Below are 25,947 nucleotides of genomic sequence, written 5' to 3' on the forward strand. Positions count from 1 at the left end.
GTCGTGAGGACGGGGAGTCATGGTTCAAGGCACTCGTGGCGAGCTGCTCGGGCACCTGGCTGAGCTGGTCGGGTCCGTCGCTGTCGCCCACCCGACGCGGGTCGCCATCGACGGGCCGCCCGCCGCCGGGAAGACCACCCTCGCCGACGAGTTGGCCGTCGTCCTGCGCGACCAGGGCCGCGACGTCATCCGCGCCACTATCGACGACTTCCTCTTCCCCCGGGCGCGGCGTTATCCGCGCGGCGAGTACTCGGCCGAAGGTTGCTATTACGACACCCACGACTACGCGGCGCTGAACCGGGTGCTGCTCGATCCGCTGGGGCCGGGCGGAGATCGACGCTTCCAGCCCGCTGTCTACGACCGCAGCGCGGATGCTGTGCTGTCCCCGCCGGTCACGGCCGCCCCGGCCGACGCCGTGCTTGTCTTCGACGGCGTCTTCCTCCTGCGCCCGGAACTGGTTGATCGGTGGGACCTGCGCATCTTCGTGTCGACGGCGCTGGAGAAGACAGTGGATCGTGCCGTGATCCGAGAGCACCGGGTGTCGACCCGGGTAGATATCGAGCGGCGCTGGCGCGAGCGTTACATCCCCTCGCAGCAGCTCTACTTCGCTATGGCTCGCCCCACCGTGCACGCCGACATCGTCGTGCACAACGACGAGCCCCAGCGGCCGGTCTGGGAGACTCCCCGGCGAGAAGACCCGCACTCCGAAGTTCGGGCGGCCGGTGAGTGACAGCGCCTACGGGTGGTCCACATAATCGCCGAACGGCTCGATGGACCCGTCCCAACCGTTCCAACCCTGTTGGGTGATCTGCCCGTCCGCGTAGGCGTAGGACCAGCGGGCGCCGTCCTCGCCCTGGATCTGGACCGTGCCGGAGCGAACGAACGGCGCGATCGCGACGTAGAAGGCCGTGGCCTGGTTCGACCACTTGGGGTCGCCCTCGTCGTCATGATTGAACTCGATCCAGTCCCCGTCACGGGCGATCGAGGCCCTGGCCTCGCATGCTATGTCGACAAGCGTGTCATCCGACGGAGACGCATCGGGTTTGTACCAAACAGAATGTTCAGCCATGGCGGCTTTGGCGGCGGCGACCGCGGCGGTGTCGTCCGACTCCGGTAGATGCAGACGGCCTGACGGCCACACCGTGTATCCCACGGCGGGCATCCTACGACTGTCGATGTCCATCACGTCAAAGGCGTTGGCCGGAGGCATCGACGAGTGGCGTGGTCATGCGATGATCAGCGCGAGTGCCAGGTAGCGGAAGGAAAGAGCGTGACCGATCCGCAGCACGGCTCCGGTCGACGGGAGCCGTTCTGGCAGACGATGGCCGGGATGCTCACCGCCATCGCAGCCCTGATCACCGCGATCGTGGGTGCCGCGGCCTTTGTGCACCAGATCGGCGGCTTCGGCGCGGACGGCGGTCAGCAGACGTCCACCGGGGCGACTTCGACGCCTTCCATCGCGTCCAGTTCAGCGGGGACGACGCCAACGCGTCCCGGTCCGGTCGACCGAGCGGGCGCCGGGCCGTACGAGGTGCTCTTCGCCAACAACGGCGTCGACCTCGACGCGGACCCGCCGAAGGTCGCCACGGCCCCGGACCCGAGCATCGATATCTACGACGCCGGAACTTTGTTGCAGAGCTACCCGGCCTGGTCCGGTCTGGCGAAGTGGGACAAGCCCGGTGCACCGCAGCGGCAGGACTGCATCTCGCAGCTCAACAGCTTCGCGACGAGCAACTCAAGATTCGCCAAGGGGAGTCGGTACTGCGTTCGCACGCAGGGCGACCTGCATGTCGCAGTCGTCGAGTTCGTCGAGCCCATGAGCGGCGGGTGGAGGATGCGTGTCACGGTCTGGCCTGGCACGGCGAGCTGACAGGGTAGGCATTCGGTCTCCCCGAGACGCTGGTGCGTCGGCGCTACCTTGAGTGCGTCACACCCACCGAGGAGCGCCGCATGACCGCCGCACCGCGCAAGGCCGTACGCCGGGGCCTCATCGTCCTTCTCGTCCTGCTGGCGGTCTCCGGCTGGACCTATGTCGCCATCGGTGACCGGTGGAAGAGCAACGTCGCCTTCTTCACCCTCGACGAGGGCGACAACTACCGGCTCCGGGTCACCGGTTCGTTCGATGTCCGATGCGCCAAACTTGAGCGGGAGACGTTCTCCGACCCGTACGTCAACTGGCGGGAGGCGGGCAAGGACTGCGCCTGGCCCCGGGTGGCAGACGGCGACGGCTGGCTGGCCGGTGGGCGGGCCGAGCAGGTCCATTCGGAGCGTCTGGGCCGGCGACTGCCGGAGGCGATCCTCTACGGCATCGTGCCGGCCGCCGCCACGTCAATCCAGATCACCCTCGGCGACGGAACGCCACGCGAGGCGGCCACCATCGCATCGGGTCACGACGCCTACCGGGTCTACGCCGTGTACGTACCCGACGCCGGCGACCGGGTCGAGGTCGTGTCGCTGCGGCTGCACGACTCGCAAGGCGGTGATCTGCTTGTCTACTAGCCGCACCCGCACCGTGGTGGCCATCGTGGTGGTGTTCGGTGGTCTCGCCGTGGTCGGCGGCCTCAACTGGGAGGGCTGGGACGGGCGGCGGCCCACCGTCACCGGTCCCCGGTTACTCACCGAAGGCACGACCGGCGGCGTGAACTGGTCGGTGGTCCAGGTTCGGGAAAGCACCTGGGGCGAGTGTCTCTACCTGCGTCAGGACGGCGCGACAGTGGAACGCGCCTGCACCGAGTCCGGAGTTCTGCAGAACTACGAGCTCAGCGTCCGTACGCTCCGCGGCACCGCCGCACCGATCCTCTTCGGCATGCTCCCCGCCGCGGCCGCCCGAGCCGAGGTGGCCGCGGACGGCGGCGATATGCAGGCCCGCTTCCGCAACGCCGAACTGGTGCCTCTCAAGGTCCACGGCTCCGACGGGTCCAGGCGCTTCGTGGTGCAGGCCGCACCAACCGGGCCGGACTGGTCTGGCAAGAACTCGGTGTCAGTCGCCGTTCAGGACGCGGCCGGTCGGTCCCTCACCCCCCGCGACAGACGGCCCCGGTAGTCGCCGGGCATCCGACGACAGCCGTCGGCCTCAGCCGATGTGCAGCAGCAACACGTCGTCGTCGCGAAGGTCGGAGATGCTGTCGCGCAACAGCCTCAGCGTGTCCAGTCCGACTGTGCCGCTCTCCTCGAAGTCCATCCCCATGTCCTCGAAGTGGGCCGCCAGATCCTCCGCGCGGTGCGCGTCGGGATCGAGCTGATCCAGGAGCCCTGGTGCTGGAGTGATGAGCGTGGTCAGGCCGTACGCGCTGTTGATGGCCTCCGACTCGGCATTCAACTCCGGCGGTTCCAGGTCGATGCCGCGTTCCTCCAGATAGGTCAGGACGTACAGCATGCAGTAGCCGGACCAGTCGTACTCCTGCCGCGCCCTGCTCCCGTGTTCGGCCAGGTACGCGCGGAACGACGACGGCGATGTGCGGGCCAGGCGAGCCAGCTCGGTGATGCTGCCCCGGGGGACCACTGTCAGTGACGCGATAGCAGACAACGCATCCTCCGTCGTACGACTCTGCCCCTACGGCTCTCCGCCGGCTCGTCGGGCAGGCTACCGAGGAGGGGTGACGAGCACGCGGTAGGTGACGTGCAGGACCGTGCTCGCCGCACGCGCCGTCACCTGTTCGAGGTTCAGCGGCGGGACGCCCTCGAACAGCCGGACGCCGGCGCCGAGGGTGCCCGGCACGATGTGCAGCCGCAGCTCGTCGACCAGACCGGCGGCGAGGTACTGGTTGATGGTGGTCGCACCGCCGTGGATCAGGAGGTCGCCGCCACCGGCCGCCGCGCGTGCCTGCGCGAGCGCCGACTCGATCCCGTCGGTGACGAAGTGGAAGGTGGTGTCGCCCGCCATCGGCTGCGGCTCGCGTGCGTGATGGGTGAGCACGAACACCGGCTTGTGGAACGGTGGGTCGTCACCCCACCAGCCGTTCCACTGCCGATCCCATGCGCCGCGCACCGGGCCGAACATGTTGCGGCCCATGATGACCGCCGAGGCGAATGTGATCTGGTCGAGCTCGGCCTTGTTCTCCTCGGCGGCGTCGAACATCCAGGCGTGCAGCCCACGGCCCCAGCCGTCACCGCCGTCGTCGCCGAACGGGCGTTCCTCGCTCTGGTTGAGCCCGGCTGAGTGCCCGTCGGCGAAGATGGTCTGGTCGGCGATCACCTTGCCGTTACGTGTGGTCACAGCGCGCACCTATCGGGGGGACGGGGACGGTTGGACGTTGCGGCCTTCGGCCGTCGGCCACGGCACGACGGGGTCGACGGCAGTCGGACGGTCGGGCTGCGCTCGAACGAACATGAAGAGCAGCGCGGCGGCCATCACCACGGGGACCAGCGCGCACGCGACACTCACCACCACCGCCGTGACCCGAGAGCTGGGGTCGGTCTCGGTCTCGCGTTTCGGGAAGGCATACACGCCGACCAGGAGGAGCACGAGCCACAGGGGCACCAGCAGGGCAGCGAGAGCGGGCCAGACGGGCCAGACCGGGTCGGTGACGATGCCCGGGCCCAGGACTGTCCAGGTGAGGGCGACGCCCGGGAGGAGGCCAGCCGTCACCAGGGTGCACACCAGCAGGCGTACGGGTCGACGTCGCCGTGCCACCCACCCGAACAGCGCCGCGCCGGCCGCGGCGCCGGCGAGGGTGCCAGCGACAGTGCTGGGTAGGAACCTGCCGGGAGCGGCCGGTGCGATGGTCAGCGTCGTTCCGCTCGGCGAGTAGTCGAGCGTGAACGTCAGTTCGTCGCGCTCGGCCCGCCAGCCGTCGCACAGGTAGCCAGGTACGCGGCGGAGGCCCTGCCACCCCTGCGGCACTGCGTTGCGCCGCAGTTGCTCCGAGAGCCCACAGTCGTCACCATCGTGGTACTGGAAGGACGCCTGGCCCGAGCCCAGGTCGTCGGCGGCGAGACTGACGCCCCACCGGTAGCCGTGCGCGACCCGGACCGAGTCGCCCGGCACCGCGCCAGGAAGCAGGTGCGCTGCCAGGCTCCGCGCCTGGTCGTCGCTGGGCGGCGTGACACCGCGACCGCCGTACCAGGAACCGAGGCTCAGGCCGACCGTACCCAGCAACACCGCACCGAGCAGCAGCATCGCGACGCGCCGCAGCCGATGGCCCACTGGCGCACCTCCCTGCCGTTGTGCGCTAGACGGTAGCTCCCGGAGTCCGTTTCCGGTGCCCCGTGGATCGTGTCCATTACGCGACGAATAGATCGAGTTTGCTGGGCTGGGGACGTTAGTTTGATTCGGTGATTTCGATGGTTGGTACGGGCGTGCGGATCAGGCTGCTCGGGCCGGTGGAGGTGGTCGTCGGCGGCAGTCCGCAGGCGGTGAACGGCGTGCGCCGCAAGGCGGTACTGGCCACGTTGGCGCTGCACGCGGGCCGTGTCGTCAGCATCGACCGGCTCATCGACGTGGTCTGGGGCGACCAGCTACCGGCCACCGCGGCGAACACGTTGCAACGCCACGTCTCCTACCTACGCGGGGTGCTCGGCGAGCCCGGATCGATCGTCGCGCGGCAACCCGGATATCTGCTCGACACCGGGCCGGATTCCACTGATGTCCAGGCCGCCGAACGCCTCATCGAGCTGGCCCGGCACTCGACGGACCGCAACGAGCAGGTGAGGCACCTGACGGCCGCGGTGGCACTGTGGCGGGGCCCACCGCTGGCCGACGTGGCCGGGTCGGCCTGGCTTGAGGAGCAGGCCGAACACCTGGCACGCCTACGGTTGGAGGCCGAACGATCGCTCGCCGAGGCCCGGCTCTCCGTCGGTGAGCACGCCAGCCTCGTCCCCGGCCTGGAACGGCTCGTCCGACAGCACCCCTTCGACGAGCACCTGCACGCGCAGCTGATGCTCGCCCTGTACCGCGACGGCCGACAGGGGGAGGCGGTCGCCACGTACCGGCGGCTGCGCGACAACCTGCGGGAGAACCTCGGCCTCGACCCGGGTCCGCGGCTACGCGACCTGGAGTGCGCCATCCTGCGCCAGGACACCGCTATCGCCGCACCGGCCACGGCGGCACCACCGCGGGTCGCGGCGCAGTTGCCTCCCCCCGTACCCACGTTCACCGGACGGGACGCGGAGCTCGCGGCCCTCGACGCGCTGGTCGACCGGGGCGGCGCCGTCGTGGTGTCCGGGACCGCCGGCGTCGGCAAGACCGCCCTCGCCGTGCACTGGGCGCACCGCGCGGCCGCGCGCTTCCCCGACGGGCAGCTCTACGTCAACCTGCGCGGCTTCGACCCGGCGGGCACACCTACCGAACCGGCGCGAGCGCTGCACGGTTTCCTGGAGGCGCTCGGCGTTGCGGTGGCCCGGATGCCCCGCGACCCGGACACGATGGCGAGCTTGTACCGCACGACGGTGGCGGGCAAGCGAGTGCTGGTGGTGCTGGACAACGCCCGCGACGCGGAACAGGTCCGGCCGCTGCTGCCCGGCTCACCTGACTGTCTGGCCATCGTCACCAGCCGCGACCAGCTGATTCCGCTGGTCGTCACCGAAAGCGCCCAACCGGTGCCGCTCGACCTGCTGAGCCCCGGCGAAGCCCGTGACATGCTGGTCCGCCGGCTCGGGGAGCGCCAGGTCGCCGCCGAACCCGCCGCTGCCGACACCATCGCCGACCGGTGCGCGCGGCTGCCCATCGCCTTGGCCATCGTGGCCGCCAGGGCCGCCACCAACCGGCGCTTCTCGTTGGCTTCCGTCGCCGACGAGCTGGGCGACCTGGACGCCTTCCGGGCAGGCGACGAGGCCACCGACGTACGGGCGGTCTTCTCCTGGTCGTGCCGGACGCTCAGCCCAGCCGCGGCGCGGCTGTTCCGGCTGCTGAGCCTGCATCCCGGCCCGGACGTCTCCGCCCCGGCCGTGGCCAGCCTGGCCGGTGTCGACGCGCGGGCGACCGGCTCCCTGCTCACCGAGCTGACCCGGGCGAATCTCTTCACCGAGCACACGTACGGGCGCTACGCGTTCCACGACCTGCTGCGCGCGTACGCCGCCAGCCTCGCCGACGAGGCCGAGCCGCCGGCCGAGCGTCGGGCCGCCATTCACCGGCTGCTCGATCACTGCCTGCACACCGCTCACGCCGCTGACCTGGCACTGCACCCGCACTTCAGCGAGATCAGCCTCCCGCCACCCTCGGCGGGCGTGACGCTGGAGCGCCGCAGGAGCCGGTCGGCCGCCGCGGCGTGGTTCACCACCGAGGTCCCGGTCCTCCTCGCCGCGGTGCCGCTCGCGGCGCGCTCCGGGTTTGAGGGACACGCCTGGCGGCTCGCCTGGACCATCGCCGGTTTCCTGCACCGGCAGGGGCACTGGCAGGACTGGCTCGGCACGCAACGGATCGCGCTGGCCGCCGCGTCCCGCATCGGGGATCAGGCCGGGCAGGGCCACGCGCACCGCAGCCTCGGTCTCGCCTGCTCCCGGCTCCGACGCTACGACGAGGCTGACGACCACCTGCGGCGCGCGCTCGACCTGTTCACCGATCTCGGTGACGACGCCGGACGGGCGCACACCTGCCTGAACCTCGGTCAACTGGCCGAGCGGCAGGGGCAGCACCAGCAGGCGCTGCGCCATTCCCGGCGGGCGCTGACCCTGTTCCGGGGGACCGGAAACCGGGCCGGGCAGGGGTACACCCTCAACGCGGTCGGTTGGCAGGAAGCGCTGCTCGGCGACTACCCCAATGCCCTCGCATCGTGCGGCGAGGCGCTGCGCATGTTGCAGGAGGTGGACGACGTCCAGGGGCAGGCCGACACCTGGGACAGCCTCGGCCACGCCCACCACCAGCTCGGCGACGACCGGCGCGCCATCGCCTGCTACGAACACGCCCTCGAACTCTTCACGCAGGTGAACGACAGGTACGCCGAAGCCAGCACGTACGTCAATCTCGGCGGCAGCCACCGGGCGCTCGGCGACGTCGACGCCGCCCGTGCCGCGTGGCGCCGGGCCCTGACCATCCTCGACGAGTTGGGCGATGCCGACGCCGACTCGATCCGCGCCGACCTCGACCAACTCGACGCCACGCGGCTGCGCTGACGTACCCCGCTTTCAGCGCCGTTTCCGAGCCGCTTCAGCGTGCCCCGCCACTCTTCGGACACCAGTTTCTTCCGCGTCAGGAATGGAGCGTTCGATGAGTCGTTTGGCACACCGCCTCGCGGTGATCGGGGTGGTCAGCGCGACGGTGCTGGCCATGTCCTCCGCCGCAGTGGCCCAGACCGAGAAGCCGCCGCAGAAGGGCGCCGACTGCGTGGTCCAGCATGTCGACGAGCGCGGCGAAGTCGTCCGTACCGACACCGCAGCCGAGGGCCGGGAGTACGGCCAGTTCCGCTGCGTCGCCGGGCAGTGGACGTTCGCCTGGGCGCCGTTCACCGCCGACGACATGATCACGGCCGACGAGATCCGGATCGACCCGGCGGGGGCCGTCTCGGTGCGGCGGTTCACCGGGCCCGCGCTCGGCAACGACCTCACGGTGGGCGAGATGACCGGCATCGCCCAGGCCGTCAGCGGCAGTCGCGAGACGCTGATCGACCGCGCGATAGTGGCGGTCGACGACGGCAAGGAGCGGACCCCGGAGCAGGTCGAGGCGCTGCTGGCCGGCAAGGACACCACCGGGGTACGGGTGCTCGACATCATCGAGAAGCCCGATGTCGCCATGTCGACGAAGGACGTCATCGACGAGGCCGGCGGCACCCCCGAGACGACAGTCGTCTACTTCAGCATCTGGGGCGCGATCAAGTCGGCGATCGCCTGGATCGTCGACACGATCGGTGAGATCGGTGAGTGGATCGACGACCACTGCGACCTGGGATCCCCCAACGACGTCGGCGACATCGTCACGTGCCGCTGGTAGCCCGGCCCACCCCGCCGACACCGATCACCGAGATGAGGACAGGATGACAACTCTGCGGGACATCACCAGGCGCGCGACCATCGTCACGACCGCCCTGATCGTCGGGCTGACCGCCTCGTACGCTCCGTCGCAGGCCGCCGAGGGGGAGGCCCGGACGACGATCACCGACCACCCCGGTGCCCCGGGCACGATGCTTCGACAGTTCGAGGACCTGACCGGCCGACCCGTCGGCGACCTGGACAAGGTGCTGGCCGTCGACACCGGCGGGCGGACCCTCACCGGCGACCAACTCGAAGCGCTCGCCGCCGGTAAGGAGGTCGACGGTGTCACTGTCGTCGGTACGATTCCGGGCGGTCGGGACGTCCTCGGCACCACCATGGCCGACCTCGCCGACGGCGCGCACGACGGCAGCGGCGACAGCGGGACGGCGACGTCACTGCTCTTCTCCTCCTCCACCCCCGACGGCCGGGAGTGGTGCCTGACCATGTGCGTCGCCTCGGGCAAGACCATCTGGCAGTGCCTGTTGTCGCGCCGGACGGGCGATGTGATCTTCACCCTCGACTTCGCCGGCAGCACCACAGTGGGGGAGACGAAGGCCGCCTTCGAGAAGGCCAATGGCGTCGCCGTCGACGGCCCGTACACTGTGGAGACGTTCAGCGGCGACGGCGAGCCCTCGGCGGACGAGATCAAGATGCTGCTCGACGGCAAGGACATCGAATCGATGCGCCGGGTGGCGACACTGGACGGACCGGACCGCGGGTGGGCGCTGGCCGACATCGCCGAGAAGTCCGGCGTTGTGTACGCGAAGACCAGGGGCCACCTCTTCACCCTCAACCTGCCGATCCTCGGCAAGATCCTCGTCTTCTGCGTGTCGCAGGATGGCGGGAAGACCTGGAAATGCTCGGCCAAACAATGGGGCGGGTTCTAACGGGCAACCGTCGACGGTCCCGCTCCGCATCGACCTGTCCGGCCGAGCGGAGCGGGATCCCGCGCTTGAGCGAGCCGCTCATACTCGGCAGGTGATCAGCAATGACCCTCGCGTCAGGTGGTCGACTCGCGCGCCCCACCCGGCAGACAGTTCGACACTGCCGCTCTACATGGTCATCTTCTTCTTCCTCGGCCTCGTTGGCCTCGCGGCGCGCGGAATGGCCGACGGCGGGGAAGGGCTCGTTCTCGCGAGCGTCGTCTCGGGAGTGCTCTTCGCGTGCTTCCTGATCCTCTTCGCGATCTACTGGATCGGATACCTGCTCAAGGGACACGCCATCTGGCTGGCCGAGCGCCAGGCCGGGTCCGACGGGCCGTCGACGGGTCAACAACGGGAGGACTGAGCCGTAGGCGCGAGCCCGGCGTGCGATTCTCCACTCAACCCCGAAGACCGCCGGTGGCGTCTCACTCTGCGTCCGCTCACAGACGCGAGTCGGACGCGACCTGGAGGTGGCGTGAGTCGGCACGACGACGACGAAGAGTTCCGGCTGTTCGTCCAACGGCAGTGGGCATCGCTGCTCCGAACGGCCTACCTGCTCACCGGAGACCGGGGGACAGCCGAGGACCTGACGCAGTCGGCGTTGGAAAAGACCCATCGGCGCTGGGGGCGGGTGCTGCGCCGCGACGCGCCCGAGGTCTACGTACGTCGGGCGATGGTGAACACCGCGATCTCCTGGCGGCGTCGACGGCGGCCGTTGGAGGTGCCGCTGCTGACCTCCGACAGCCAGCCGACGCATGACGCGTACGCACAGGTGGAGCAGCGGCAGCTGCTCCTCGCCGCGTTACGGCGGCTACCGCCCAGGACGCAGGCGGTGCTGGTGCTGCGCTACTTCGAGGATCTCAGCGAGGCGGACACCGCGAAGGTCCTCGGCTGCTCCGTCGGCGCGGTGAAGAGCCAGGCGTCGCGCGGGTTGGCCCGACTGCGCAGCGACTTCGTCCCACCCGCCGCTCAGTCCCCGGCACGGCTCGAGGAGGAACTGGCATGACCGGAAGCTTCGCCAATACGACGCTCGGTCCCGCGCTGCGGCAGGCCGCACACGGCGTCGACGTGCCCGAGGACCCCTGGCCCGGGTTCGCCCGCCGCGAGCGACGGCACCAGCGGACGCGGCTGATCCGCACGGCGTTGGTCGCCGCGGTCGGGGTCACGCTCGTCGGGGTCCAGACCAACGCGGTTCCGCTGCCCGGGTGGGCACCCGGCATCGCTGTCGCCGCCACTCCGAGGGCGCTGCTCGACGCGCCACCGCGGGGCGCACTGGCCGGGGACCGGGCCTGGCTGGACACGCTCCGGACGCGGATCAGCGCCGATCCGCCGGTGCGAATCGACGCCCCGGTGGGTGCCTGGAAGATCGGCGACCGTGACCGGATCCGTCTGATCTACGGCAGTGACCAGCCGGGCCACCGGGTCGCGCTGGTCGCGGTGCCGCTGCGGTTCGGCCTGCTGACCAGGGAGGCACTGGTCTGGTACGTGGGTCCGGCCGGGGCCGATGCCCAACAAATGAGGTACGGCGGCCACAGCGAGGGTGACGACGACCCGGTGATGACGCTGATGCGGGCCTACCCCGACCGGGCCGGGTTCGCGGTCGCCGTCGGCCCGCCCGAATCCAGCGTGACGATCAGCGGCGACCCTCGATACACGTCGAACGGGACTGTGGAGTACCAGGACATCGCCAGGGCGGACGGCGGCGGGGTCGGGCTCGCCGTGCTGCCACCCGAACCCCTGCCGCACCAACCCGTCGTCCGGGTCAGCCGCAGCGACCGGGTGTTCTTCCAGGTCGGTCTGGGCGGCGGCCCGTACGCGGGGATCGATCCGACCGGGCCGGAGATGGACGCCCTACTCGCCGGCGCTCGCCAACCCGCCCGAGGCGCGCCGCTCGACGACGCCAACCTCCGCAACTTCGTCCAGACGGCACTCCAGAACAGCCACCTCCCGGCCGTCGACACCACAGTGCGGGTGCGGTGGTCGGGCCGCGAGCACGGCCAGGCCGCCGCGCTGCTCACCGTGCAGCCGGCCGGCGGTGGAGTGATCGCGTACGCCATGCACGGCGACGACCGGACCGGCTGGTGGATCGACCTGCGGCTGCTGTTGCCAGCCGAGGGCGTCGACAGGCGACCGATCGGCTGGCGGGTCCGGACCGAGGACGGCACCCGGCCTCCCACGGGCGAGGTGCGGGTGATCGCCCCGCCGGACGCGGCCCGCGTCACTGTGACGGTCGCAGGCGCACCCCCGGCCACCGTCGCCCTCGACGCGTCGAATGCCGGCACCACCCGGGTACCGCCGAACCAGGCGGCCACGTTCACCGCGTACTCCACCGACGGCGGCGTCCTCGGGACCACCCCGCTGCCGCCCGTGGAGACCCAGAGCAGCGCAGGAGGTCTGCCCGGCGACAGCCCTGCCACCCGGGTGACACCCTGACGCGACGGCAGGCGGGCCGAGTCGTCCCCGGACGGCTCGGCCCGCGTCGGCCTCTAGGATCGACAGCCTTGACGGCGAAGACGGCCTGCGGGAGCGCGTGGTGACGATCGAGGCAGAACGGCCAGCCGACCCGCTCGCCGACATCGCCGAGCGGGCCGAAGCCGTACTCGTGGACTTCGACGGTCCGATCTGCCGCCTGTTCGGGAGCAAGGCCGCGCCCCGCATCGCCGCCGACCTGCGTCAGCTGATTCTCAGCCGGGGCGTCGTCCTGCCCGACGAGCTACGCGACGGGGACGACCCGCTGGCGCTGTTGCGCGCGACAGCCGCGTTCGCGCCCGAGCTGGTCGGTGTCGTCAGTGCGGCCCTGGCGGCGGCGGAGGTCGAGGCGGCGGCGTCCGCGGAGACCACCATCGGAGCCTTCGACGTGGTCGCCGCATGCCTGGCGACCGGGCGAAGCCTCGCCATCGTCAGCAACAACTCCGCCGCAGCCATCGGCGTGTACCTCGGGCGCCGCGACCGGGCCCGCTACTTCGCCGCCGTCATCGGCCGAGGCGAGCATCCCGATCTGCTCAAGCCCAACCCGGCGCCGGTTGTGCAGGCCCTGCAAGCGCTGAAGGTCGCACCCGATGCCGCTGTTCTGGTCGGTGACTCGATCACCGACATCGCCGCCGCCCGAGCCGCCGGTGTCGCCTGCGTCGGGTACGCCGACAAACCCGGAAAGGCCGAACGCCTCGCCGCCGCCGGTGCCGACGCGACCGTCACCGACATGACCGACCTGGCCGGCGTCCTCGCTCGTACGCGCAGGCCGGTCAGCCAACTGCCGTGGGTCGACTCGGGCGGCGGGCCGCTCATCGTCGTGCCGACGACGGCGCTCGGCGAGTGGAAGGGCGCGTCGGACGACGACGATGACTCCTGGGGCGACTACGACCGGGCCTGCGACGTGGACGGTTACGTGGGGGTGCTGGACGTTGGTGCCGGCCAGGCGCTGGTTCTGGCCGACGAACCGGCGTCCACCACGTACCTCCCGGACCGGCGGATCTTCGTGCGGTGGCTCTACGCCATCTCCGAGGCGGAGGTCGTCCGCCTCGTTCCCCGGGCGGTCGAGATCGCCGACTGGGCGGACGCGGGTACGTGGACGACCAGCGGGTCAGCCGAGTTGTTCGACTCCGGCTACACCGGCGACGGGCTGGAGCACACCACCCACCTCACCGTGGACCTGGCTCGCGGCACGTACCTGATCCGCACCGCTTTCGTGCAACCCGACAAGAGGACGGCGCTGATGCTGGTCCACCTGGTAGAGCAGGCGAGGCCAGCGTGAACGCGCCGACCGGTCGACGTCGGGTCCTCGCACCTCGACGAGCCGCACCCGGGCGGAGCTGCCGGGCCTGGCCCCTACCGCGTACCTGGACGCCCGGCCTTTCTGCCTGAACCGCGCGGATCGTGATCGGCGCGGGGCCGGTGTTGATCAGGGTCAGCTGCCCGTTCAGCAGGACGGTTCCCCTGCTGCTTGCGCCTCCCGAATAGCCCGAATCAGGTACCACACCGATCACGAAGGCGGCGACGAGTTGACGGGGCACGTTCCGCCTGTTCGCGACGTTCCCGTGGGTGATGCCACTCCGTTCGGCCGGCTCATGACCGTGTTCGTCGAGATCGATCACCACATGCTCCGCCGCCATTGCGACAGCCTGGGGCTGGCACATGTCCGGTCAGGAGGCGGCTGTGCGGACCTCTGACACAATGTGATGCGTGGATGGGGAGCAGCGGGAGCGCGCCGTCTTCATCGCTGAAGCCGAGTTGCTCGAGCAGCGGCACGACTCCTGGGCTTCACTTCAGCGCAGGCAAGCCGCGTTCTGGCAACGCTGGAAACCTTGACCACACCAACCGCTGACCGATGTGAGAGCCCGGTTTGCCGAGCTCTCACAGCAACGTGATCAGGCGGTCACCAGCGCAGCGTTGAAGTTGGGCAGGCGGTCGTTGGTGCGGTATCTCCAGAGGAACGCACCTTCGGTCGACCGGTGAGGACGCTCACGCCGCTCGCTGCCGGAGGACCGGAGCCGGGCGTGATGCCCCAGTCACCTGTCAGTAGGTGGCCGTGCGGATCTCCGTTCGGGTCGGGACGACGCGGTGGCGGCGGACCGGGTACAGGACCGGGTGCGCGATGCTCCAGGCGGCGCCCATGCAGACGAACTCCTTGTAGCGGGCCGCCACCTTCCCGGTGAGCAGGGCCGGCCTGGCCCGGTCGTCGGCGGTCACGTACTGGATGATGCCGTCGCGGCGGCCGAGGCTGATGCACTGGTTGAAGTAGCGCAGCGGGGCCTTGGGGAACTTCGCCCGACCGGTCAGGCGTGCGGCGATGGCGTCGGCGGCCTGCCAGGCCATCGGGATGCCGGAGGCGCAGGACATCCGCAGCGGCTTGCCGCCCGGTCCTGCGGCGATCGCGGCGTCGCCCACCGCGTACACCTCGGGGTGTGAGACCGACCGCATGCTGTCGTCGACGATGATCTGCCCGGTGTCGGCGACCGCCACTGTCGTGGCGGCGGCGATCGGGTGCACGGCGAAGCCCGTCGTCCACACCGTCACCTGAGCCGGGATCTTCCGACCGTCGCGGGTGACAGCGCCGTCCGCCTCGACCCGCGCGATGTCGCTGTGCTCGTACACTGTGATGCCGAGCCGGTCGCAGACGCCGCGCAGGTGCTGCTGCGCCTTGCCGCTGAGCCAGTCGCCGAGACCGCCGCGGGCGGCGAGCGCGACATCGAGGTCCGGCCGGGTCTCCGCGATCTCGGTGACCGCTTCGAGGCCGGTGAGGCCGCCGCCGACGACGAGCACGGTCCCGCCGGGCGCGAGGTGGGCGAGGCGGTCGCGCAACCGCAGCGCCGAGGGCCTGCCGGCGATGTCGTACGCGTGCTCGGCGACCCCGGGGACGCCGTGGTCGGCGGTGACGCTGCCGAGCGCGTAGACGAGCGTGTCGTAGGTGATCTCGTCGGTGCCGTTGTCGTCGGCGAGCGCGACGGTCCGGTTGTCGACGTCGACGGCGGTGACCCGCGCCAGTCGGGGCTTGACGCCGGTGCCGGCGTAGACCTCGCTCAGCGGACGTGGTTTGAGGTCCTGTCCGGTGGCGAGTTGGTGCATGCGGACCCGCTCGACGAAATCCGCGTCGGCGTTGACGAGGGTGATCTCGGTGTCGTCGGTGTGCAGCCGCTTGGCGAGGCGCCCGGCGGCCATGGCTCCGGCGTACCCCGCTCCGAGGACGACGATGCGGTGCTTCATGGTGGCACTCCTGTCTCGGTGGGTGGTCGCTTCCTGAACCGGGCAGCGACGCGATTCCTGACAGGAGCCGGCTATGAGCTGGATCACCAGATGCGCAGGGTGGGCTCCTCGTGCCCGGACGCGGACCACTGCCGGGTGGCGCGGACGAGCTTGTCGGGGTTGACCTGGTTGTGGATGGCCGTGACACCCTCGGGCGTCACCTCCAGCGACATCACGCCGATGACCCGGTCGTCGATCACGACCACCACCGCCGGAGCGCCGTTGGCGGTGGTGACGTACATGGCCGGGCTGCCACCGACCAGGTCCCGTTTGACGTCGGCGGGCCTGAACAGGCCACGCAGGAACTTCGCCACCGCCAGCGCGCCGACGATCGGCGCGGCCCGGGCCGGGATCTTGCCGCCGCCGTCGGCGGTGCTCGTCGCGTTGGCGGTCAGCAACTCCACCAGCCGCTGGATCTCGCCATTGTTTGCCGCCGTGAGGAACTCCGCGACGACCTTCCGGGCGGTGGCCTGGTCGACCTCCGCGCGGGCCCGTTCGGCGGTGACGTGCTGCTTGGCACGCCGGTAGGTCTGCTGGCAGTTCGACTCGGTGATGCCGAGGATCTCGGCGATCTCACCGTGCGGGTAGCCGAAGGCCTCCCGCAGCACGTACACCGCGCGTTCGTTCGGCGACAACCGCTCCAGCAGGGTGAGCACCGCCATCGAGACCGACTCGCGCTGCTCGGCGGTGTCGAGCGGACCGAGCATCCGGTCCCCGGCGAGGACCGGTTCGGGCAGCCACGTGCCCACATAGGTCTCCCGCCTGGCCCGTGCCGAGGTCAACTGGTTGAGGCAGACGTTGGTGAGGACCTTCGTCAGCCACGCCTCGGGCGTCTCGACGTGCTGCCGGTCGGCGCCCTGCCAGCGGAGGAAGGTGTCCTGGACGGCGTCCTCCGCGTCGCTGGCCGAGCCCAGCAGGCGGTAGGCGATCGCCTCCAGGCGGGCCCTGGAGTGCTCGAACACCTCGACCTCGTCCGAACTGAGCGGCATGACTAGACACTATCCGCGCGTGTCGCGCCGCCGTCCCGGTGCCCGTCCCCCCGACCGCCGCTGCGGCCGCCCCGACCGCCGGGTGTGGGCTGGCGGGACACCGGGCCGTGGTCAACCCGTCCCACCGCTCACGCCATGATCAAGTGATGAAAAGTAGCCTTGAGCGCCGTTCCTGACCTATTTCCCATCACTTGATCAACGGATCGCACGGCGGTTGGTCGTACCCTTGCCGCGGTGACGTCCGATTTGCTGCGCCGTGCCCTCACCGCACCCGCGGACCCGCCGCTACGGCCCCTGCCCGACCAGGTCGTCGCCCTACTGGAGGCCCTGCACGCGCCGCCGCGCCTCGCCGCGCACCTGCGGGCCGTGCACGACGTGGCCGCGCAGCTCACCGACGCGATGGCGCACCGGTTCCCGCAACTCCCGTTCGACAGCGAGGCGGTGCTCTTCGGCGCCGCCACCCACGACATCGGCAAGGTCCGGCATCCGGAGGAGTTGTCCGGGCCCGGGTCCGCGCACGAGCCCGCCGGTTACGAGTTGCTGCTTCAGCACGGCGTCGCCGAGGCCTCGGCCCGGTTCGCGCGCGACCACGCGTCCTGGCACCGGGACGGCATCGGCGTCGACGACCTGCTGGTCAGCGTGGCCGACAAGGTGTGGAAGGGAAAGCGGGTCACCGACCTGGAAGAGCTGCTCGTGGACCGGCTTGCCGACGCCACCGGCCGCGAGCGCTGGTCGGTCTTCCTCGACCTGGATGACATCCTCGACCGGATCGCCGCCGACGCGGACCGTCGACTCGCCTTCCAGGCGATCCATCCGGTACGCGGCTGACCCCGGTCAGCGGCTCGCCGGACCCGTTCCCGCCGTTCGGCGTGGTGTGGGAGCGGTAGGCGTTTCGTCGGGTGGCGTCGACCGGCGGCGGAACGTGGCCACCACCACGGCGGTCAGGCAGATCACCGCGGCGGCCATGAGCGGCGGGCGGGCGCCGAGGTGGACGGCAGCGGAGCCGAGCGGGATCGCGACGACGAGTGGTCCGAACATCGCGGTGTTGGCCGTCGCGGAGACCCGGCCCAGCAGCGCCGACGGCGTGTGGGTCTGCACGGCGGTCACCGCCGCGACCAGGGTCCAGGGCAGCCCGACGCCGGCCACCACCGCCCCGACGACGGTGGCCGGCCACCACGGCAGGCAGCGCGCCAGGCAGCCGATTGCGAACAGCGCCGTCCCGGCGACACCGACGGCACCGGGACCTCTCGCCGCGATGAGTCGGCCGACGATCAGGCCACCGAGAATGGAACCGACGCCCTGCGCGCTGGCCAGCACACCCAGGAACGTCGTCGGCAGGCGCAGCTCGGTGACGACGATCGCGTAGATTCCCGCTGTCGCGAAGCCGGACATGGCGATCGACACCGCGGCGAGCACGACCGGCAGCCGGGTCGCTCGCTGTCCGAACAGGACCACCAATCCGGTACGCGGCCCGTCGCCGTGTTCGCTGGGCCGGTCGGTGGGCGTCCGGTCCAGCCGAACGAGCGCGTACAGGGTGGCGACCAGGACCGGCATCGCCGCACTGAGGGTGGCGACAGCGTGGCCGCCCCGCCACGCGTAGAGGCCGGCCCCGGCCAGGGGAGCGATGAGCTTCATGCCCTCCTGCGCGCTGGAGCGCCACCCGTTGACGTCGCCGAGTTCGGCCGGCGCGAGTGCCGACGGCAGCAGCGCCGTCTCACCGGCGTCGATCAGCACATAGCTGACGCCGTACGCGCAGGAGACGGCGAAGATGAGCCAGGTCTGCGCCGGCCCGCGCACCGCGAGGAGCGCGAGCAGGGCGGCTGCCAGCATGAGGTTGACGACGATGACCAGCGGCCGCCGGGGTGCCCGGTCGAGCAGACCGCCCAGCCACGGGCCGGCGAGCACCGGGGCGTAGACGCAGAGCCCGGCGAGGGCGGCGAGGCTGGTGGAGCCGGTGAGGTCCAGGATCCAGATGCCGGCGACCAGTGACATGGCGCTGCTGCCGAAGCCGGATAGCAGGGAGATCGCCACGAACAGGCAGGCGTTGCGACGCATGAGCACTCCGAGTTGAGCCGAGGTGACTCACATCCTCAAGCTTGAGCGAGGTGCAGGCAATGCCGCTCGATACTGTCAACAATCCATTGACAGAGCGACGTTGATCTTCGTCGCGGCGCTCCGAGCGGGCGCGGGGAGGCGCTCACCCGCTTCGGCGAGATCGGTGGCGAGGAGCACCGCCAATGCGTGCAGCGAGCCCGGGGCGGCGTCCAACGCGGCGTCCACTGTGCTCCGTACGAGCGCCGCCCGACGAAATCGACTGTCCCACCGCTGATCGGCGCCGATCCACCGGCCGAGATCGGCCACCGCCGCCCGCAACGCCGCGATCTGCGCGGGCATCCGGAGGTCGAGCTGTTGCCGCCGCGACCACCGCGCCGCCACCAGTCGTTGTCGACGCTGTTCGGCGGCCTGCCGGCTGGCGAGGCCGAGGGCTGTCGCGATCTGGGCCCACGTCGCACCGTCGTGGCGCGCGCGATCGATGATCTCCAGCTCCTGCTCGTCCAGGCGGGCGCGGGCAGCGCGGACCTCCGTTAACCGAGCCAGCTCCGACGTCATCTGTCAACGTTACATTGACAGGGCCTCTCGGCGGTGATCGTCCTGGGCGTGCGGACCATGAACACGTCCACCGGATCCTCGGCGTCAACTGTGAAACCGTGCCGCTCGTACAGCCGCCGGGCCCGGCTGCCCCGCAGCACGTTCAGCCGGACCGGCGTGCCGGCGCTGTCGCACCGCTCCAGCAGCTCGCGCAGCACTGCGGTGCCGATGCCGCTGCCCTGAAGCCGCGGGGTCAGGTAGAAGTGCTCCAGCCAGTGGGCGTCCGCGTCGGGCCGCAGCGCCACGCAGCCGGCGAAGGCGCCGCCCACCTCGACGACCCAGCTGTACGCCGGTGCGAAACCGTCCCGCAGGCGCTGCCGCACCCGCTGGTCGTCGTACCGCCCGAGTCGCTCCAGATCGGCCCGCAGCACCACCGCCCGCAACTCGGCCACCGCCTCGACGTCCGCCGCCGAAGCTGGCCGAAGCTCCCAGTCCGTCATGATCAATAAGTTAGCGCGGCCCGGCGCTCTGGCGTTGGCGCAGACCCGCGACGAGGAGTTCGACCATGCGACGCGCGTCGTAGCGGGGTTGAGAAGCGCCGATGCAGAGATTGCCGACACCGCGCAGCAACTCGAAGGCTGTCACGTCGGGGCGGATCTCGCCCGCCGCGGCAGCGGCGTCGAGTAGTTGGGCGCACACCGGCACGAGGCGGTCCAGGAAGTAGGCGTGCAGCGTCTCGAAGGCCGCGTTGTCGGACTGTAGCGCCTCGGCGAGACCGTGCTTCGTGACCAGGAAGTCGACGAAGAGGTTGATCCATTGGGCGAGTGCGGCATGCGGCGTCGCGCTGTCGGCCAGCAGTGTCGGGCCGGCCTGCGCACATGCCTCGACCTGGTGCCGGTAGACGGCGACGATGAGGTCGGCGCGGGTCGGGAAGTGGCGGTAGATGGTGCCCACACCGACGCCGGCCCTGGCGGCGATGTCGCGTACCGGCGCGTCCACGCCCGCGCTGACGAAGGCCGCGGCGGCGGCGTCCAGCAGCGTCACTTCGTTGCGCCGGGCGTCGGCCCGCTTCCGCGGGCTCGGCCGTCCTGATCCGCTGTCGATGTCGGCCACCGCGCCGTTACCCCCGTCACTCACCTTGGCAAGCGGAACTCTGTTCCGTATCGTTCTTAGCGGAACGTGGTTCCACTTGTTCAGGATGCCAGAGCCGGTGGGCCAGCGCCACATCACCCTTCCGTGGAGGAACAGCCATGCAGTACCGCACCCTGGGGCGCACCGGCGTCCAGGTCAGCACCCTCGTGCTCGGCGCGATGAACTTCGGCAAGCTGGGGCACACCAGCCAGCGCGAGGCGACGGCGATCGTCGACGCCGCGCTGGAGGCCGGAATCAACCTGATCGACACCGCCGACATGTACAGCCAGGGCGAGTCCGAGCAAATGGTCGGCACCGCCATCGCCGGCCGCCGCGACGACATCGTGCTGGCCACCAAGGCCGGCATGCCGATGGGCGACGAGCGCAATCAGCGGGGCGGCTCGCGTCGCTGGCTGGTCACCGAGTTGGACAACAGCCTGCGTCGTCTCGGCGTCGACCACGTCGACCTCTACCAGATCCACCGGTGGGACCCGACCACCAGCGACGAGGAGACCCTGTCGGCGCTGACCGACCTGCAACGGGCGGGAAAGATCCGCTACTTCGGCTCCTCGACCTTCCCCGCGTACCGCATCGTGCAGGCCGAGTGGGCCGCGCGGGAGCACCACCTGGGCCGATACGTCACGGAGCAGCCCAGCTACTCGATCCTGCAACGAGGGATCGAGGCCCACGTCCTGCCAGTGACCGAGCAGTACGGGCTGGGCGTGCTCGCCTGGAGCCCGCTCGCCTCGGGCTGGCTCTCCGGCGCGATCCGCGCCGGCCGGGAGATCACCACCAGCCGCTCAGCGATCCTGCCCGCCCGCTTCGACCTCAGCGTCCCGGCCAACCAGGCCCGGCTCGACGCCGTCGAGCGGCTGGCCACCGTCGCCGACGAGGCGGGGCTCACCCTGATCCAGCTCGCACTCGGGTTCGTCACCGCGCACCCGGCCGTGACCAGCGCGATCATCGGCCCCCGCACCATCGACCACCTGCACGCCCAACTCGCCGCCGCGGATACAGTGCTCTCCGCCGACGTGCTGGACGCGATCGACGCCATCGTCGCACCGGGGGTCGACCTTGCCGCCGACGAGAAGTTCGACACCCCGCCGGCCCTGCTCGACCCGGCGCGGCGGCGTTGCTGAGCCAACGGGTGCCGTGGACGGCCTCGGTCAGCAGCCTCCTGTCGTATCGTGCCGGGATGGTGCAGCCGGTGTGGGCGAACGGTGACGCGTACGAGGCGTACGTGGGTCGGTGGAGCCGCCTGGTCGCTGTGGACTTCCTGCGCGGGTTGGCCGTTGCGCCGCGGCGGCACTGGCTGGACGTGGGCAGCGGCACCGGAGCGCTGACCTCGACGATCCTCACCCACAACGATCCGGCCGAGATCACCGGCATCGACCCGTCGGAGGGTTTCGTCGCGGTCGCGCGTACCCGGGTCACCGACCCCCGGGCGGCCTTCCAGGTCGGTGACGCGCGGGCGCTGCCGCTGCCCGATCGCGTCGCGGACGTGGTGGTCAGCGGATTGACGCTCAACTTCGTGCCGGAGCCCGCGCGGGCGGTGGCGGAGTTCGCCCGGGTGGTCCGGCCGGCCGGGGTGGTGGCCGCCTACGTGTGGGACTACGCCGAGGGGATGGCGATGATGCGGCACTTCTGGGCCGCCGCCGCACAGCTCGACCCGGACTCGGCGAAGCTGAACGAGGGGAACCGCACCACGGTGTGCCAGCCCGACGCGCTCCGCACCCTGTGGGAGCGGGCCGGATTACGGGACGTGTCGGTCTGGCCGGTCGACGTACCGACGACCTTCACCGACTTCGCCGACTACTGGGCACCGTTCCTCGGCGGTCAGGGGTCGGCGCCGGGGTACGTCGCGACGCTGACCGAATCCGACCGGGAGTCGCTACGGGAGTCGCTGGCCACCCGGCTGCCGGTCGAGCCGGACGGGTCGATCCGGCTCACCGCGCGGGCCTGGGCCGTACGCGGCACGCCGCCCGAGTAGCCGTCGCGCCGCGCCCTTCCGGGCTCTTGTCGCAATTCGGACAAGACGGTAAAGCCCCTGGTAGAGCACCCTTGGGGCAGGTGGAGGTAGACGGGTGGCGGGCCACATCCCGATCCTCCGGCCCGGTGGGGACAACATCGTCCGCACCGGTGCCGCCCTCACCCAGCCCGGCCTCGAAGCCGTGGCGGTCACGGCACAGCCGCCGTGCCGATCGCGCGTACGACAGGGCGTGGCTGTCACCGACACCCCTGCGGGCGCCCGCAGCGGTGCCTCCGCCCATCGGGACAGGGACGTCAGCACCACAGGCAGTCAGGCAGCGCCGTCCGCCGGTAGTGCCTACCGTCCCCGTGCCCCGCCGGCCTTTCGCACTGTGGACCCCGCCGGGGTCCGGCGTCGCTCGACCGCGCGCCGAGACCCGGCGACCGAGCAAGAAAGGGCCCGACATGGCCGCTCCCACGGCAACCGCAGCCTTGAACGCATCCGTCTTCGCGCCGGGTGACCAGATGCTGCTGACCGTCACCTACTCAGACGCCGACACCAAACCGCTGACCGTCACCATCGTGGTCACCGACGCGCAGGGCAACAGCAGCGCGCCGGTCAAGGTCACGGCGGTCATCGACCCGCTCACCGTGACCGTCACCGACAACTCCGGACGTACCTGGACCCGGGTTTCCGACAACGGCTCCGTGGCCGTGTATCGGTCGGTGGCGTGATGCCCCGGGTAACCGTCCAGGTCCGCGACGCCGCCGGCAACACCGCGACGGCCGCCGCCGACTACAGCCTGGGCCAACCCGTGCTCGGCGGCTACTACCTCTCCGGCGGCGCCGACCCGACCGCCGACATGGCCGGCGGCAACTTCCGGTCGCTCACCCAGTACCGCAGCCTCGCCGACGGCTACATCTTTCCCGGCTACAACCGGCAGTGGCTGGTCAGCCTGGGCAAGGCCGGGGTGCAGATGAACATGGTCCTGGAGCTGAAGCACTACGGCGCTTCGAGCAACGGACCGCAGAGCTTCGTGGTGGACGGCACCAGCTACACGGTGCCGCCGCCGACGATGACCATCCAGCAGCGGCCCGGCGCGACCTGGCCGAAGGCGTACGGCTACGGCCAGGTGGTCAAGGGGCAGTGTGACGGGTTGCTGGCCCGTGCCCTGTCGCAGTACCGGACGCTCGGTTTCGGGGTGAACATCCAGCTCGCCTCGGAACTGGACACCGATCACGAGTTCGGCACCACCGAGGACGGCAAGGCGTACACCTGGGCCGAGTCGGACGCGCGGGCGGTGCTGGCGATGAACTACATCCTGACGTGGTTCAAGGCGCGCACGCTGCCGGCCGGGACGACGTTCTCGGTAGGGCTGGGCGGCTTCGACCGGGCCTGCTTCCAACGCACCCACCCGGAGTCGCTGATGTCACGTCTCGACTATCTCCAGTGGAACGCGTACGCCACCAGCGCCAGCCACACCGCGCTGGCCCGGTTTCGTCGTACCAAGGACTGGGCGGTGGCCGATCTCGGCCCGGTGGCGCTGTCCCGACCGGTGATCATCGCCGAATGGGGGGTCAGGTCGGCCGAGGTCCCGGACCAGGCGGCCTGGATCGCCACGGTGCCGGCGGCGATCGCCCAGCTCAACGCCGAGCGTGGGCCACGGATCGTGCGCACCAACTACTTCAACTCCGGGTGGGGCACCCTGACGCCGAAGGCGGTCGGGTTGGCCGCGCTCCGCGAGGCGTACGCCAAGCGGCCGTACGTCTGACCGGGTTCCGGCGGCTCCGGGCTCCGGGGCCGCCGGAACCGCGCCGGTCAGCCCTCACCGAGCCGTTCGGCGTACGCGTCGCGCAGCTCGGGCCAGCCGTGGTCCTTGGCCTCCGCGCCGCGGATCGGGCCGACCGGGTCGCCGTCGAGCAACCGGTCGGCCACGTCGAGGCAGAGGTGCCAGCCGGCCGCGACCATCGGCAGCATGCCCCGGTCGGCGACTGTGTGCCGCAGGGTGAGCCGGGTGCCGCTGCCCAGCGGGCTCAGCTCCCAGCGCAGCAGGTCGTCGCCCCAGGTGTACTCCAGCAGGTGCGGCGGCTCGGCCCGGCGTACCGTCGCCGGGTCCTCCTGGGTGGTCTCGCCGTCGACGAGGGTGAGCACTGCCGCGCCGGCGGTGCCGAGATCGCGGTCGGCGAGGAACGGCGCCCACTGCGCGAGCTGGGCCGGGTCGGTCAGTGCCGCCCAGACGGTGGCTGGCGGATGCCGCAGGTCGCGGACGAGGACCAATGTCGCGCCGGCGTCGGTGGGCTCGGCGCGCACGTCGGCGGGTGGGCTCGGGCGGAACGCGTCGCTGTCCATTCACTGCTCCTGACTGTCGAGGTGCCGTTCCAGGGCGTCCAGGTGTCGGGCCCAGAGCCGTCGGTACGGGTCGAGCCAGCCGTCGACGTCCCGCAGCGGCCCGGGGTCGAGGCGGTAGATCCGCTGTCGGGCTGCCGTCCGGCAGGTGACGAAGCCGGCGTCGCGAAGCACCCGCAGGTGTTTGGAGACGGCTGGCTGGCTGACCCCGAGCCCGTCGACCAGCTCGCCGACGCTGCGTTCGGCGTCGAGGAGCTGATCGAGGATGCGGCGCCGGGTGGGCTCGGCGAGGACGGTGAAGGCGTCGGTGGACACCTGCCCAATATGCCTTCTCCGTCATATGACTGTCAAAGCATACGACTACAGCCGCCGTCCCGACGCGGTACCACCGATCGGCTCCCTATGCTCGGATCATGGAACTTCGGATCTTCACCGAGCCCCAGCAGGGCGCCAGCTACGACCAGTTGCTCGCCGTCGCCCGCTGCGCGGAGGACGCCGGCTACGGCGCGTTCTTCCGGTCCGACCACTACCTGAAGATGGGTGACGTGAGCGGCGAGCCCGGCCCCACCGACGCGTGGACCACCCTCGCCGGCCTGGCCCGGGAGACCAGCCGCATCCGGCTCGGCACGCTGATGACCGCCGCCACCTTCCGGCTGCCCGGCCCGCTGGCGATCACCGTGGCGCAGGTCGACCAGATGAGCGGCGGCCGGGTGGAGCTGGGCATCGGCACCGGCTGGTACGCCGAGGAGCACAGCGCGTACGGCATCCCGTTCCCGCCGCTGGCCGAGCGGTTCGACCGGCTGGAGGAGCAACTCGCCGTCATCACCGGGCTCTGGGCCACGCCTACGGGGGAGCGGTTCGACCACGACGGCCGGTACCACCCGGTCCGGAACTCGCCCGCCCTGCCCAAGCCCGTGCAGCAGCCGCGTCCACCGATCCTGCTCGGCGGGACGGGCCCGAAGCGCACCCCCCGGCTGGCCGCCCGCTACGCGGACGAGTTCAACCTGCCGTTCGCCTCGGTGCCGGACACCGCGGCGCAGTTCGACAGGGTCCGCGCGGCCTGCGTCGAGATCGGCCGGGACCCGGCCGGGATGGTCTGGTCCAACGCTCTGGTGCTCTGCTGCGGGCGCGACGACGCCGAGGTGGCCCGCCGGGCCGCCGCCATCGGCCGAGACCCGGACGAGTTGCGCGCCAACGGTCTGGCCGGGACGCCCGCTGAGGTGCTGGACACCATCGGCCGGTACGCGGAGATCGGCAGTGAGCGGCTCTACCTCCAGGTGCTGGACCTCAGCGATCTGGAGCACCTGGAGCTGGTCGCCGGCGAGGTGATGGCGAAGCTCTGAGTCGGCCCGGTGGC

Annotated in this window: 30 protein-coding genes; 18 read left to right on the forward strand and 12 right to left on the reverse strand. The window is 70.9% G+C overall.

Annotated features, from left to right (window positions below):
- Positions 1-19 precede the first annotated feature (19 nt).
- Entirely contained in the window at positions 20-730 is a 711-nt protein-coding gene (locus AB0B94_RS18185) for a uridylate kinase (protein ID WP_357280765.1), read from the forward strand.
- Between the two features lie 6 nt (positions 731-736).
- On the opposite strand, the gene AB0B94_RS18190 is transcribed toward AB0B94_RS18185, so the two are convergent.
- The gene (locus AB0B94_RS18190) at positions 737-1,153 is read right to left on the reverse strand and encodes a hypothetical protein (RefSeq protein WP_357280768.1); all 417 of its coding nucleotides are present in this window, start codon (positions 1,151-1,153) and stop codon (positions 737-739) included.
- Between the two features lie 117 nt (positions 1,154-1,270).
- Between AB0B94_RS18190 and AB0B94_RS18195 the strand changes: the two genes are divergently transcribed.
- From AB0B94_RS18195 to AB0B94_RS18205, 3 genes are all read left to right on the forward strand, one after another.
- Positions 1,271-1,870, forward strand: coding sequence for a hypothetical protein (locus AB0B94_RS18195; RefSeq protein WP_357280771.1), 600 nt, complete (start codon positions 1,271-1,273; stop codon positions 1,868-1,870).
- Positions 1,871-1,950: 80 nt separating this feature from the next.
- The gene (locus AB0B94_RS18200) at positions 1,951-2,499 is read left to right on the forward strand and encodes a hypothetical protein (protein WP_357280776.1); all 549 of its coding nucleotides are present in this window, start codon (positions 1,951-1,953) and stop codon (positions 2,497-2,499) included.
- Positions 2,489-3,043 (forward strand): hypothetical protein, encoded by a 555-nt coding sequence (locus AB0B94_RS18205; RefSeq protein ID WP_357280780.1) that lies wholly within the window; start codon positions 2,489-2,491, stop codon positions 3,041-3,043. Before AB0B94_RS18200 ends, AB0B94_RS18205 begins: the two co-directional genes overlap by 11 nt.
- 30 nt (positions 3,044-3,073) lie before the next feature.
- Here the strand turns inward: AB0B94_RS18205 and AB0B94_RS18210 are convergent, their stop codons facing one another.
- From AB0B94_RS18210 to AB0B94_RS18220, 3 genes are read right to left on the reverse strand one after another with little or no spacing between them, the layout of a single operon-like run.
- Positions 3,074-3,526 carry a hypothetical protein gene (locus tag AB0B94_RS18210; RefSeq protein WP_357280784.1) on the reverse strand — a complete coding sequence of 151 codons (453 nt, stop codon included), beginning with the start codon at positions 3,524-3,526 and terminating at the stop codon, positions 3,074-3,076.
- Positions 3,527-3,583: 57 nt separating this feature from the next.
- Positions 3,584-4,216 carry a dihydrofolate reductase family protein gene (locus AB0B94_RS18215; protein ID WP_357280787.1) on the reverse strand — a complete coding sequence of 211 codons (633 nt, stop codon included), beginning with the start codon at positions 4,214-4,216 and terminating at the stop codon, positions 3,584-3,586.
- A 9-nt stretch (positions 4,217-4,225) separates the two neighbouring features.
- Positions 4,226-5,146 carry a hypothetical protein gene (locus AB0B94_RS18220; protein WP_357280790.1) on the reverse strand — a complete coding sequence of 307 codons (921 nt, stop codon included), beginning with the start codon at positions 5,144-5,146 and terminating at the stop codon, positions 4,226-4,228.
- A 137-nt stretch (positions 5,147-5,283) separates the two neighbouring features.
- Here AB0B94_RS18220 and AB0B94_RS18225 point away from each other — a divergent pair, with 137 nt between their 5' ends.
- The 8 genes from AB0B94_RS18225 to AB0B94_RS18260 all read left to right on the forward strand — a co-directional run bounded on the left by AB0B94_RS18225 (position 5,284) and on the right by AB0B94_RS18260 (position 14,132).
- The gene (locus tag AB0B94_RS18225) at positions 5,284-8,049 is read left to right on the forward strand and encodes a BTAD domain-containing putative transcriptional regulator (RefSeq protein ID WP_357281406.1); all 2,766 of its coding nucleotides are present in this window, start codon (positions 5,284-5,286) and stop codon (positions 8,047-8,049) included.
- A gap of 94 nt (positions 8,050-8,143) precedes the next feature.
- Positions 8,144-8,863 (forward strand): hypothetical protein, encoded by a 720-nt coding sequence (locus tag AB0B94_RS18230; protein WP_357280795.1) that lies wholly within the window; start codon positions 8,144-8,146, stop codon positions 8,861-8,863.
- 43 nt (positions 8,864-8,906) lie between these two features.
- Positions 8,907-9,791 carry a hypothetical protein gene (locus AB0B94_RS18235; protein ID WP_357280798.1) on the forward strand — a complete coding sequence of 295 codons (885 nt, stop codon included), beginning with the start codon at positions 8,907-8,909 and terminating at the stop codon, positions 9,789-9,791.
- Positions 9,792-9,882: 91 nt separating this feature from the next.
- Positions 9,883-10,191 (forward strand): hypothetical protein, encoded by a 309-nt coding sequence (locus tag AB0B94_RS18240; RefSeq protein WP_357280801.1) that lies wholly within the window; start codon positions 9,883-9,885, stop codon positions 10,189-10,191.
- A 111-nt stretch (positions 10,192-10,302) separates the two neighbouring features.
- Positions 10,303-10,833 carry a SigE family RNA polymerase sigma factor gene (locus tag AB0B94_RS18245; protein ID WP_357280804.1) on the forward strand — a complete coding sequence of 177 codons (531 nt, stop codon included), beginning with the start codon at positions 10,303-10,305 and terminating at the stop codon, positions 10,831-10,833.
- Positions 10,830-12,260, forward strand: a complete 1,431-nt coding sequence (locus AB0B94_RS18250) for a hypothetical protein (RefSeq protein WP_357280807.1) — start codon at positions 10,830-10,832, stop codon at positions 12,258-12,260. Before AB0B94_RS18245 ends, AB0B94_RS18250 begins: the two co-directional genes overlap by 4 nt.
- A gap of 100 nt (positions 12,261-12,360) precedes the next feature.
- Entirely contained in the window at positions 12,361-13,578 is a 1,218-nt protein-coding gene (locus AB0B94_RS18255) for an Imm21 family immunity protein (RefSeq protein ID WP_357280810.1), read from the forward strand.
- 428 nt (positions 13,579-14,006) lie between these two features.
- A complete protein-coding gene (locus AB0B94_RS18260; protein WP_357280814.1) occupies positions 14,007-14,132 on the forward strand; it encodes a hypothetical protein in 126 nt (41 codons plus the stop codon).
- A 207-nt stretch (positions 14,133-14,339) separates the two neighbouring features.
- On the opposite strand, the gene AB0B94_RS18265 is transcribed toward AB0B94_RS18260, so the two are convergent.
- Positions 14,340-15,527, reverse strand: a complete 1,188-nt coding sequence (locus tag AB0B94_RS18265; protein ID WP_357280818.1) for an FAD-dependent oxidoreductase — start codon at positions 15,525-15,527, stop codon at positions 14,340-14,342.
- Between the two features lie 83 nt (positions 15,528-15,610).
- Complete coding sequence (locus tag AB0B94_RS18270) at positions 15,611-16,555, reverse strand: RNA polymerase sigma-70 factor (protein WP_357280821.1); 945 nt, start codon at positions 16,553-16,555, stop codon at positions 15,611-15,613.
- Positions 16,556-16,789: 234 nt separating this feature from the next.
- Here AB0B94_RS18270 and AB0B94_RS18275 point away from each other — a divergent pair, with 234 nt between their 5' ends.
- Positions 16,790-17,383 carry an HD domain-containing protein gene (locus AB0B94_RS18275; protein ID WP_357280824.1) on the forward strand — a complete coding sequence of 198 codons (594 nt, stop codon included), beginning with the start codon at positions 16,790-16,792 and terminating at the stop codon, positions 17,381-17,383.
- A gap of 6 nt (positions 17,384-17,389) precedes the next feature.
- Here AB0B94_RS18275 and AB0B94_RS18280 read toward each other — a convergent pair whose 3' ends face one another.
- The 4 genes from AB0B94_RS18280 to AB0B94_RS18295 all read right to left on the reverse strand — a co-directional run bounded on the left by AB0B94_RS18280 (position 17,390) and on the right by AB0B94_RS18295 (position 20,248).
- On the reverse strand, positions 17,390-18,610 hold the full coding sequence (locus AB0B94_RS18280; RefSeq protein WP_357280827.1) for an MFS transporter: 1,221 nt from the start codon (positions 18,608-18,610) through the stop codon (positions 17,390-17,392).
- A gap of 75 nt (positions 18,611-18,685) precedes the next feature.
- Positions 18,686-19,165: a hypothetical protein gene (locus tag AB0B94_RS18285; RefSeq protein WP_357280830.1), complete on the reverse strand. Its 480-nt coding sequence runs from the start codon at positions 19,163-19,165 to the stop codon at positions 18,686-18,688.
- Complete coding sequence (locus AB0B94_RS18290) at positions 19,162-19,644, reverse strand: GNAT family N-acetyltransferase (RefSeq protein WP_357280834.1); 483 nt, start codon at positions 19,642-19,644, stop codon at positions 19,162-19,164. The genes AB0B94_RS18285 and AB0B94_RS18290 overlap by 4 nt, the downstream gene beginning before the upstream one ends.
- 10 nt (positions 19,645-19,654) lie before the next feature.
- Positions 19,655-20,248: a TetR/AcrR family transcriptional regulator gene (locus AB0B94_RS18295; RefSeq protein ID WP_357281412.1), complete on the reverse strand. Its 594-nt coding sequence runs from the start codon at positions 20,246-20,248 to the stop codon at positions 19,655-19,657.
- A 146-nt stretch (positions 20,249-20,394) separates the two neighbouring features.
- On the opposite strand from AB0B94_RS18295, the gene AB0B94_RS18300 reads away from it, so the two are divergent.
- The 4 genes from AB0B94_RS18300 to AB0B94_RS18315 all read left to right on the forward strand — a co-directional run bounded on the left by AB0B94_RS18300 (position 20,395) and on the right by AB0B94_RS18315 (position 24,015).
- A complete protein-coding gene (locus AB0B94_RS18300; protein WP_357280839.1) occupies positions 20,395-21,414 on the forward strand; it encodes an aldo/keto reductase in 1,020 nt (339 codons plus the stop codon).
- 56 nt (positions 21,415-21,470) lie between these two features.
- Complete coding sequence (locus tag AB0B94_RS18305; RefSeq protein WP_357280843.1) at positions 21,471-22,265, forward strand: methyltransferase domain-containing protein; 795 nt, start codon at positions 21,471-21,473, stop codon at positions 22,263-22,265.
- Positions 22,266-22,708: 443 nt separating this feature from the next.
- Positions 22,709-22,978: a hypothetical protein gene (locus AB0B94_RS18310; RefSeq protein WP_124859437.1), complete on the forward strand. Its 270-nt coding sequence runs from the start codon at positions 22,709-22,711 to the stop codon at positions 22,976-22,978.
- A complete protein-coding gene (locus tag AB0B94_RS18315; protein ID WP_357280846.1) occupies positions 22,978-24,015 on the forward strand; it encodes a hypothetical protein in 1,038 nt (345 codons plus the stop codon). Before AB0B94_RS18310 ends, AB0B94_RS18315 begins: the two co-directional genes overlap by 1 nt.
- Before the next feature lie 47 nt (positions 24,016-24,062).
- On the opposite strand, the gene AB0B94_RS18320 is transcribed toward AB0B94_RS18315, so the two are convergent.
- Both AB0B94_RS18320 and AB0B94_RS18325 read right to left on the reverse strand, forming a co-directional pair.
- Positions 24,063-24,593, reverse strand: coding sequence for an SRPBCC family protein (locus tag AB0B94_RS18320; RefSeq protein WP_357280849.1), 531 nt, complete (start codon positions 24,591-24,593; stop codon positions 24,063-24,065).
- On the reverse strand, positions 24,594-24,905 hold the full coding sequence (locus tag AB0B94_RS18325) for a metalloregulator ArsR/SmtB family transcription factor (RefSeq protein WP_238670112.1): 312 nt from the start codon (positions 24,903-24,905) through the stop codon (positions 24,594-24,596).
- A gap of 98 nt (positions 24,906-25,003) precedes the next feature.
- Here AB0B94_RS18325 and AB0B94_RS18330 point away from each other — a divergent pair, with 98 nt between their 5' ends.
- A complete protein-coding gene (locus tag AB0B94_RS18330; protein WP_357280856.1) occupies positions 25,004-25,933 on the forward strand; it encodes an LLM class F420-dependent oxidoreductase in 930 nt (309 codons plus the stop codon).
- The last annotated feature ends 14 nt before the right edge of the window (positions 25,934-25,947 follow it).

Origin of the sequence: Micromonospora sp. NPDC048986, assembly GCF_040649335.1 — a bacterium.
Taxonomy (GTDB): Bacteria; Actinomycetota; Actinomycetes; order Mycobacteriales; family Micromonosporaceae; genus Micromonospora; species Micromonospora alfalfae.

Excerpts from the sequence above, each read along its gene's own strand:
- AB0B94_RS18185 (WP_357280765.1), top strand. The coding sequence starts at position 20 with ATGGTTCAAGGCACTCGTGGCGAGCTGCTCGGGCACCTGGCTGAGCTG.
- AB0B94_RS18200 (WP_357280776.1), top strand. The coding sequence starts at position 1,951 with ATGACCGCCGCACCGCGCAAGGCCGTACGCCGGGGCCTCATCGTCCTT.
- AB0B94_RS18225 (WP_357281406.1), top strand. The coding sequence starts at position 5,284 with ATGGTTGGTACGGGCGTGCGGATCAGGCTGCTCGGGCCGGTGGAGGTG.
- AB0B94_RS18230 (WP_357280795.1), top strand. The coding sequence starts at position 8,144 with ATGAGTCGTTTGGCACACCGCCTCGCGGTGATCGGGGTGGTCAGCGCG.
- AB0B94_RS18235 (WP_357280798.1), top strand. The coding sequence starts at position 8,907 with ATGACAACTCTGCGGGACATCACCAGGCGCGCGACCATCGTCACGACC.
- AB0B94_RS18250 (WP_357280807.1), top strand. The coding sequence starts at position 10,830 with ATGACCGGAAGCTTCGCCAATACGACGCTCGGTCCCGCGCTGCGGCAG.
- AB0B94_RS18265 (WP_357280818.1), bottom strand. The coding sequence starts at position 15,527 with ATGAAGCACCGCATCGTCGTCCTCGGAGCGGGGTACGCCGGAGCCATG.
- AB0B94_RS18270 (WP_357280821.1), bottom strand. The coding sequence starts at position 16,555 with ATGCCGCTCAGTTCGGACGAGGTCGAGGTGTTCGAGCACTCCAGGGCC.
- AB0B94_RS18280 (WP_357280827.1), bottom strand. The coding sequence starts at position 18,610 with ATGCGTCGCAACGCCTGCCTGTTCGTGGCGATCTCCCTGCTATCCGGC.
- AB0B94_RS18285 (WP_357280830.1), bottom strand. The coding sequence starts at position 19,165 with ATGACGTCGGAGCTGGCTCGGTTAACGGAGGTCCGCGCTGCCCGCGCC.
- AB0B94_RS18290 (WP_357280834.1), bottom strand. The coding sequence starts at position 19,644 with ATGACGGACTGGGAGCTTCGGCCAGCTTCGGCGGCGGACGTCGAGGCG.
- AB0B94_RS18300 (WP_357280839.1), top strand. The coding sequence starts at position 20,395 with ATGCAGTACCGCACCCTGGGGCGCACCGGCGTCCAGGTCAGCACCCTC.
- AB0B94_RS18305 (WP_357280843.1), top strand. The coding sequence starts at position 21,471 with ATGGTGCAGCCGGTGTGGGCGAACGGTGACGCGTACGAGGCGTACGTG.
- AB0B94_RS18310 (WP_124859437.1), top strand. The coding sequence starts at position 22,709 with ATGGCCGCTCCCACGGCAACCGCAGCCTTGAACGCATCCGTCTTCGCG.
- AB0B94_RS18315 (WP_357280846.1), top strand. The coding sequence starts at position 22,978 with ATGCCCCGGGTAACCGTCCAGGTCCGCGACGCCGCCGGCAACACCGCG.
- AB0B94_RS18320 (WP_357280849.1), bottom strand. The coding sequence starts at position 24,593 with ATGGACAGCGACGCGTTCCGCCCGAGCCCACCCGCCGACGTGCGCGCC.
- AB0B94_RS18330 (WP_357280856.1), top strand. The coding sequence starts at position 25,004 with ATGGAACTTCGGATCTTCACCGAGCCCCAGCAGGGCGCCAGCTACGAC.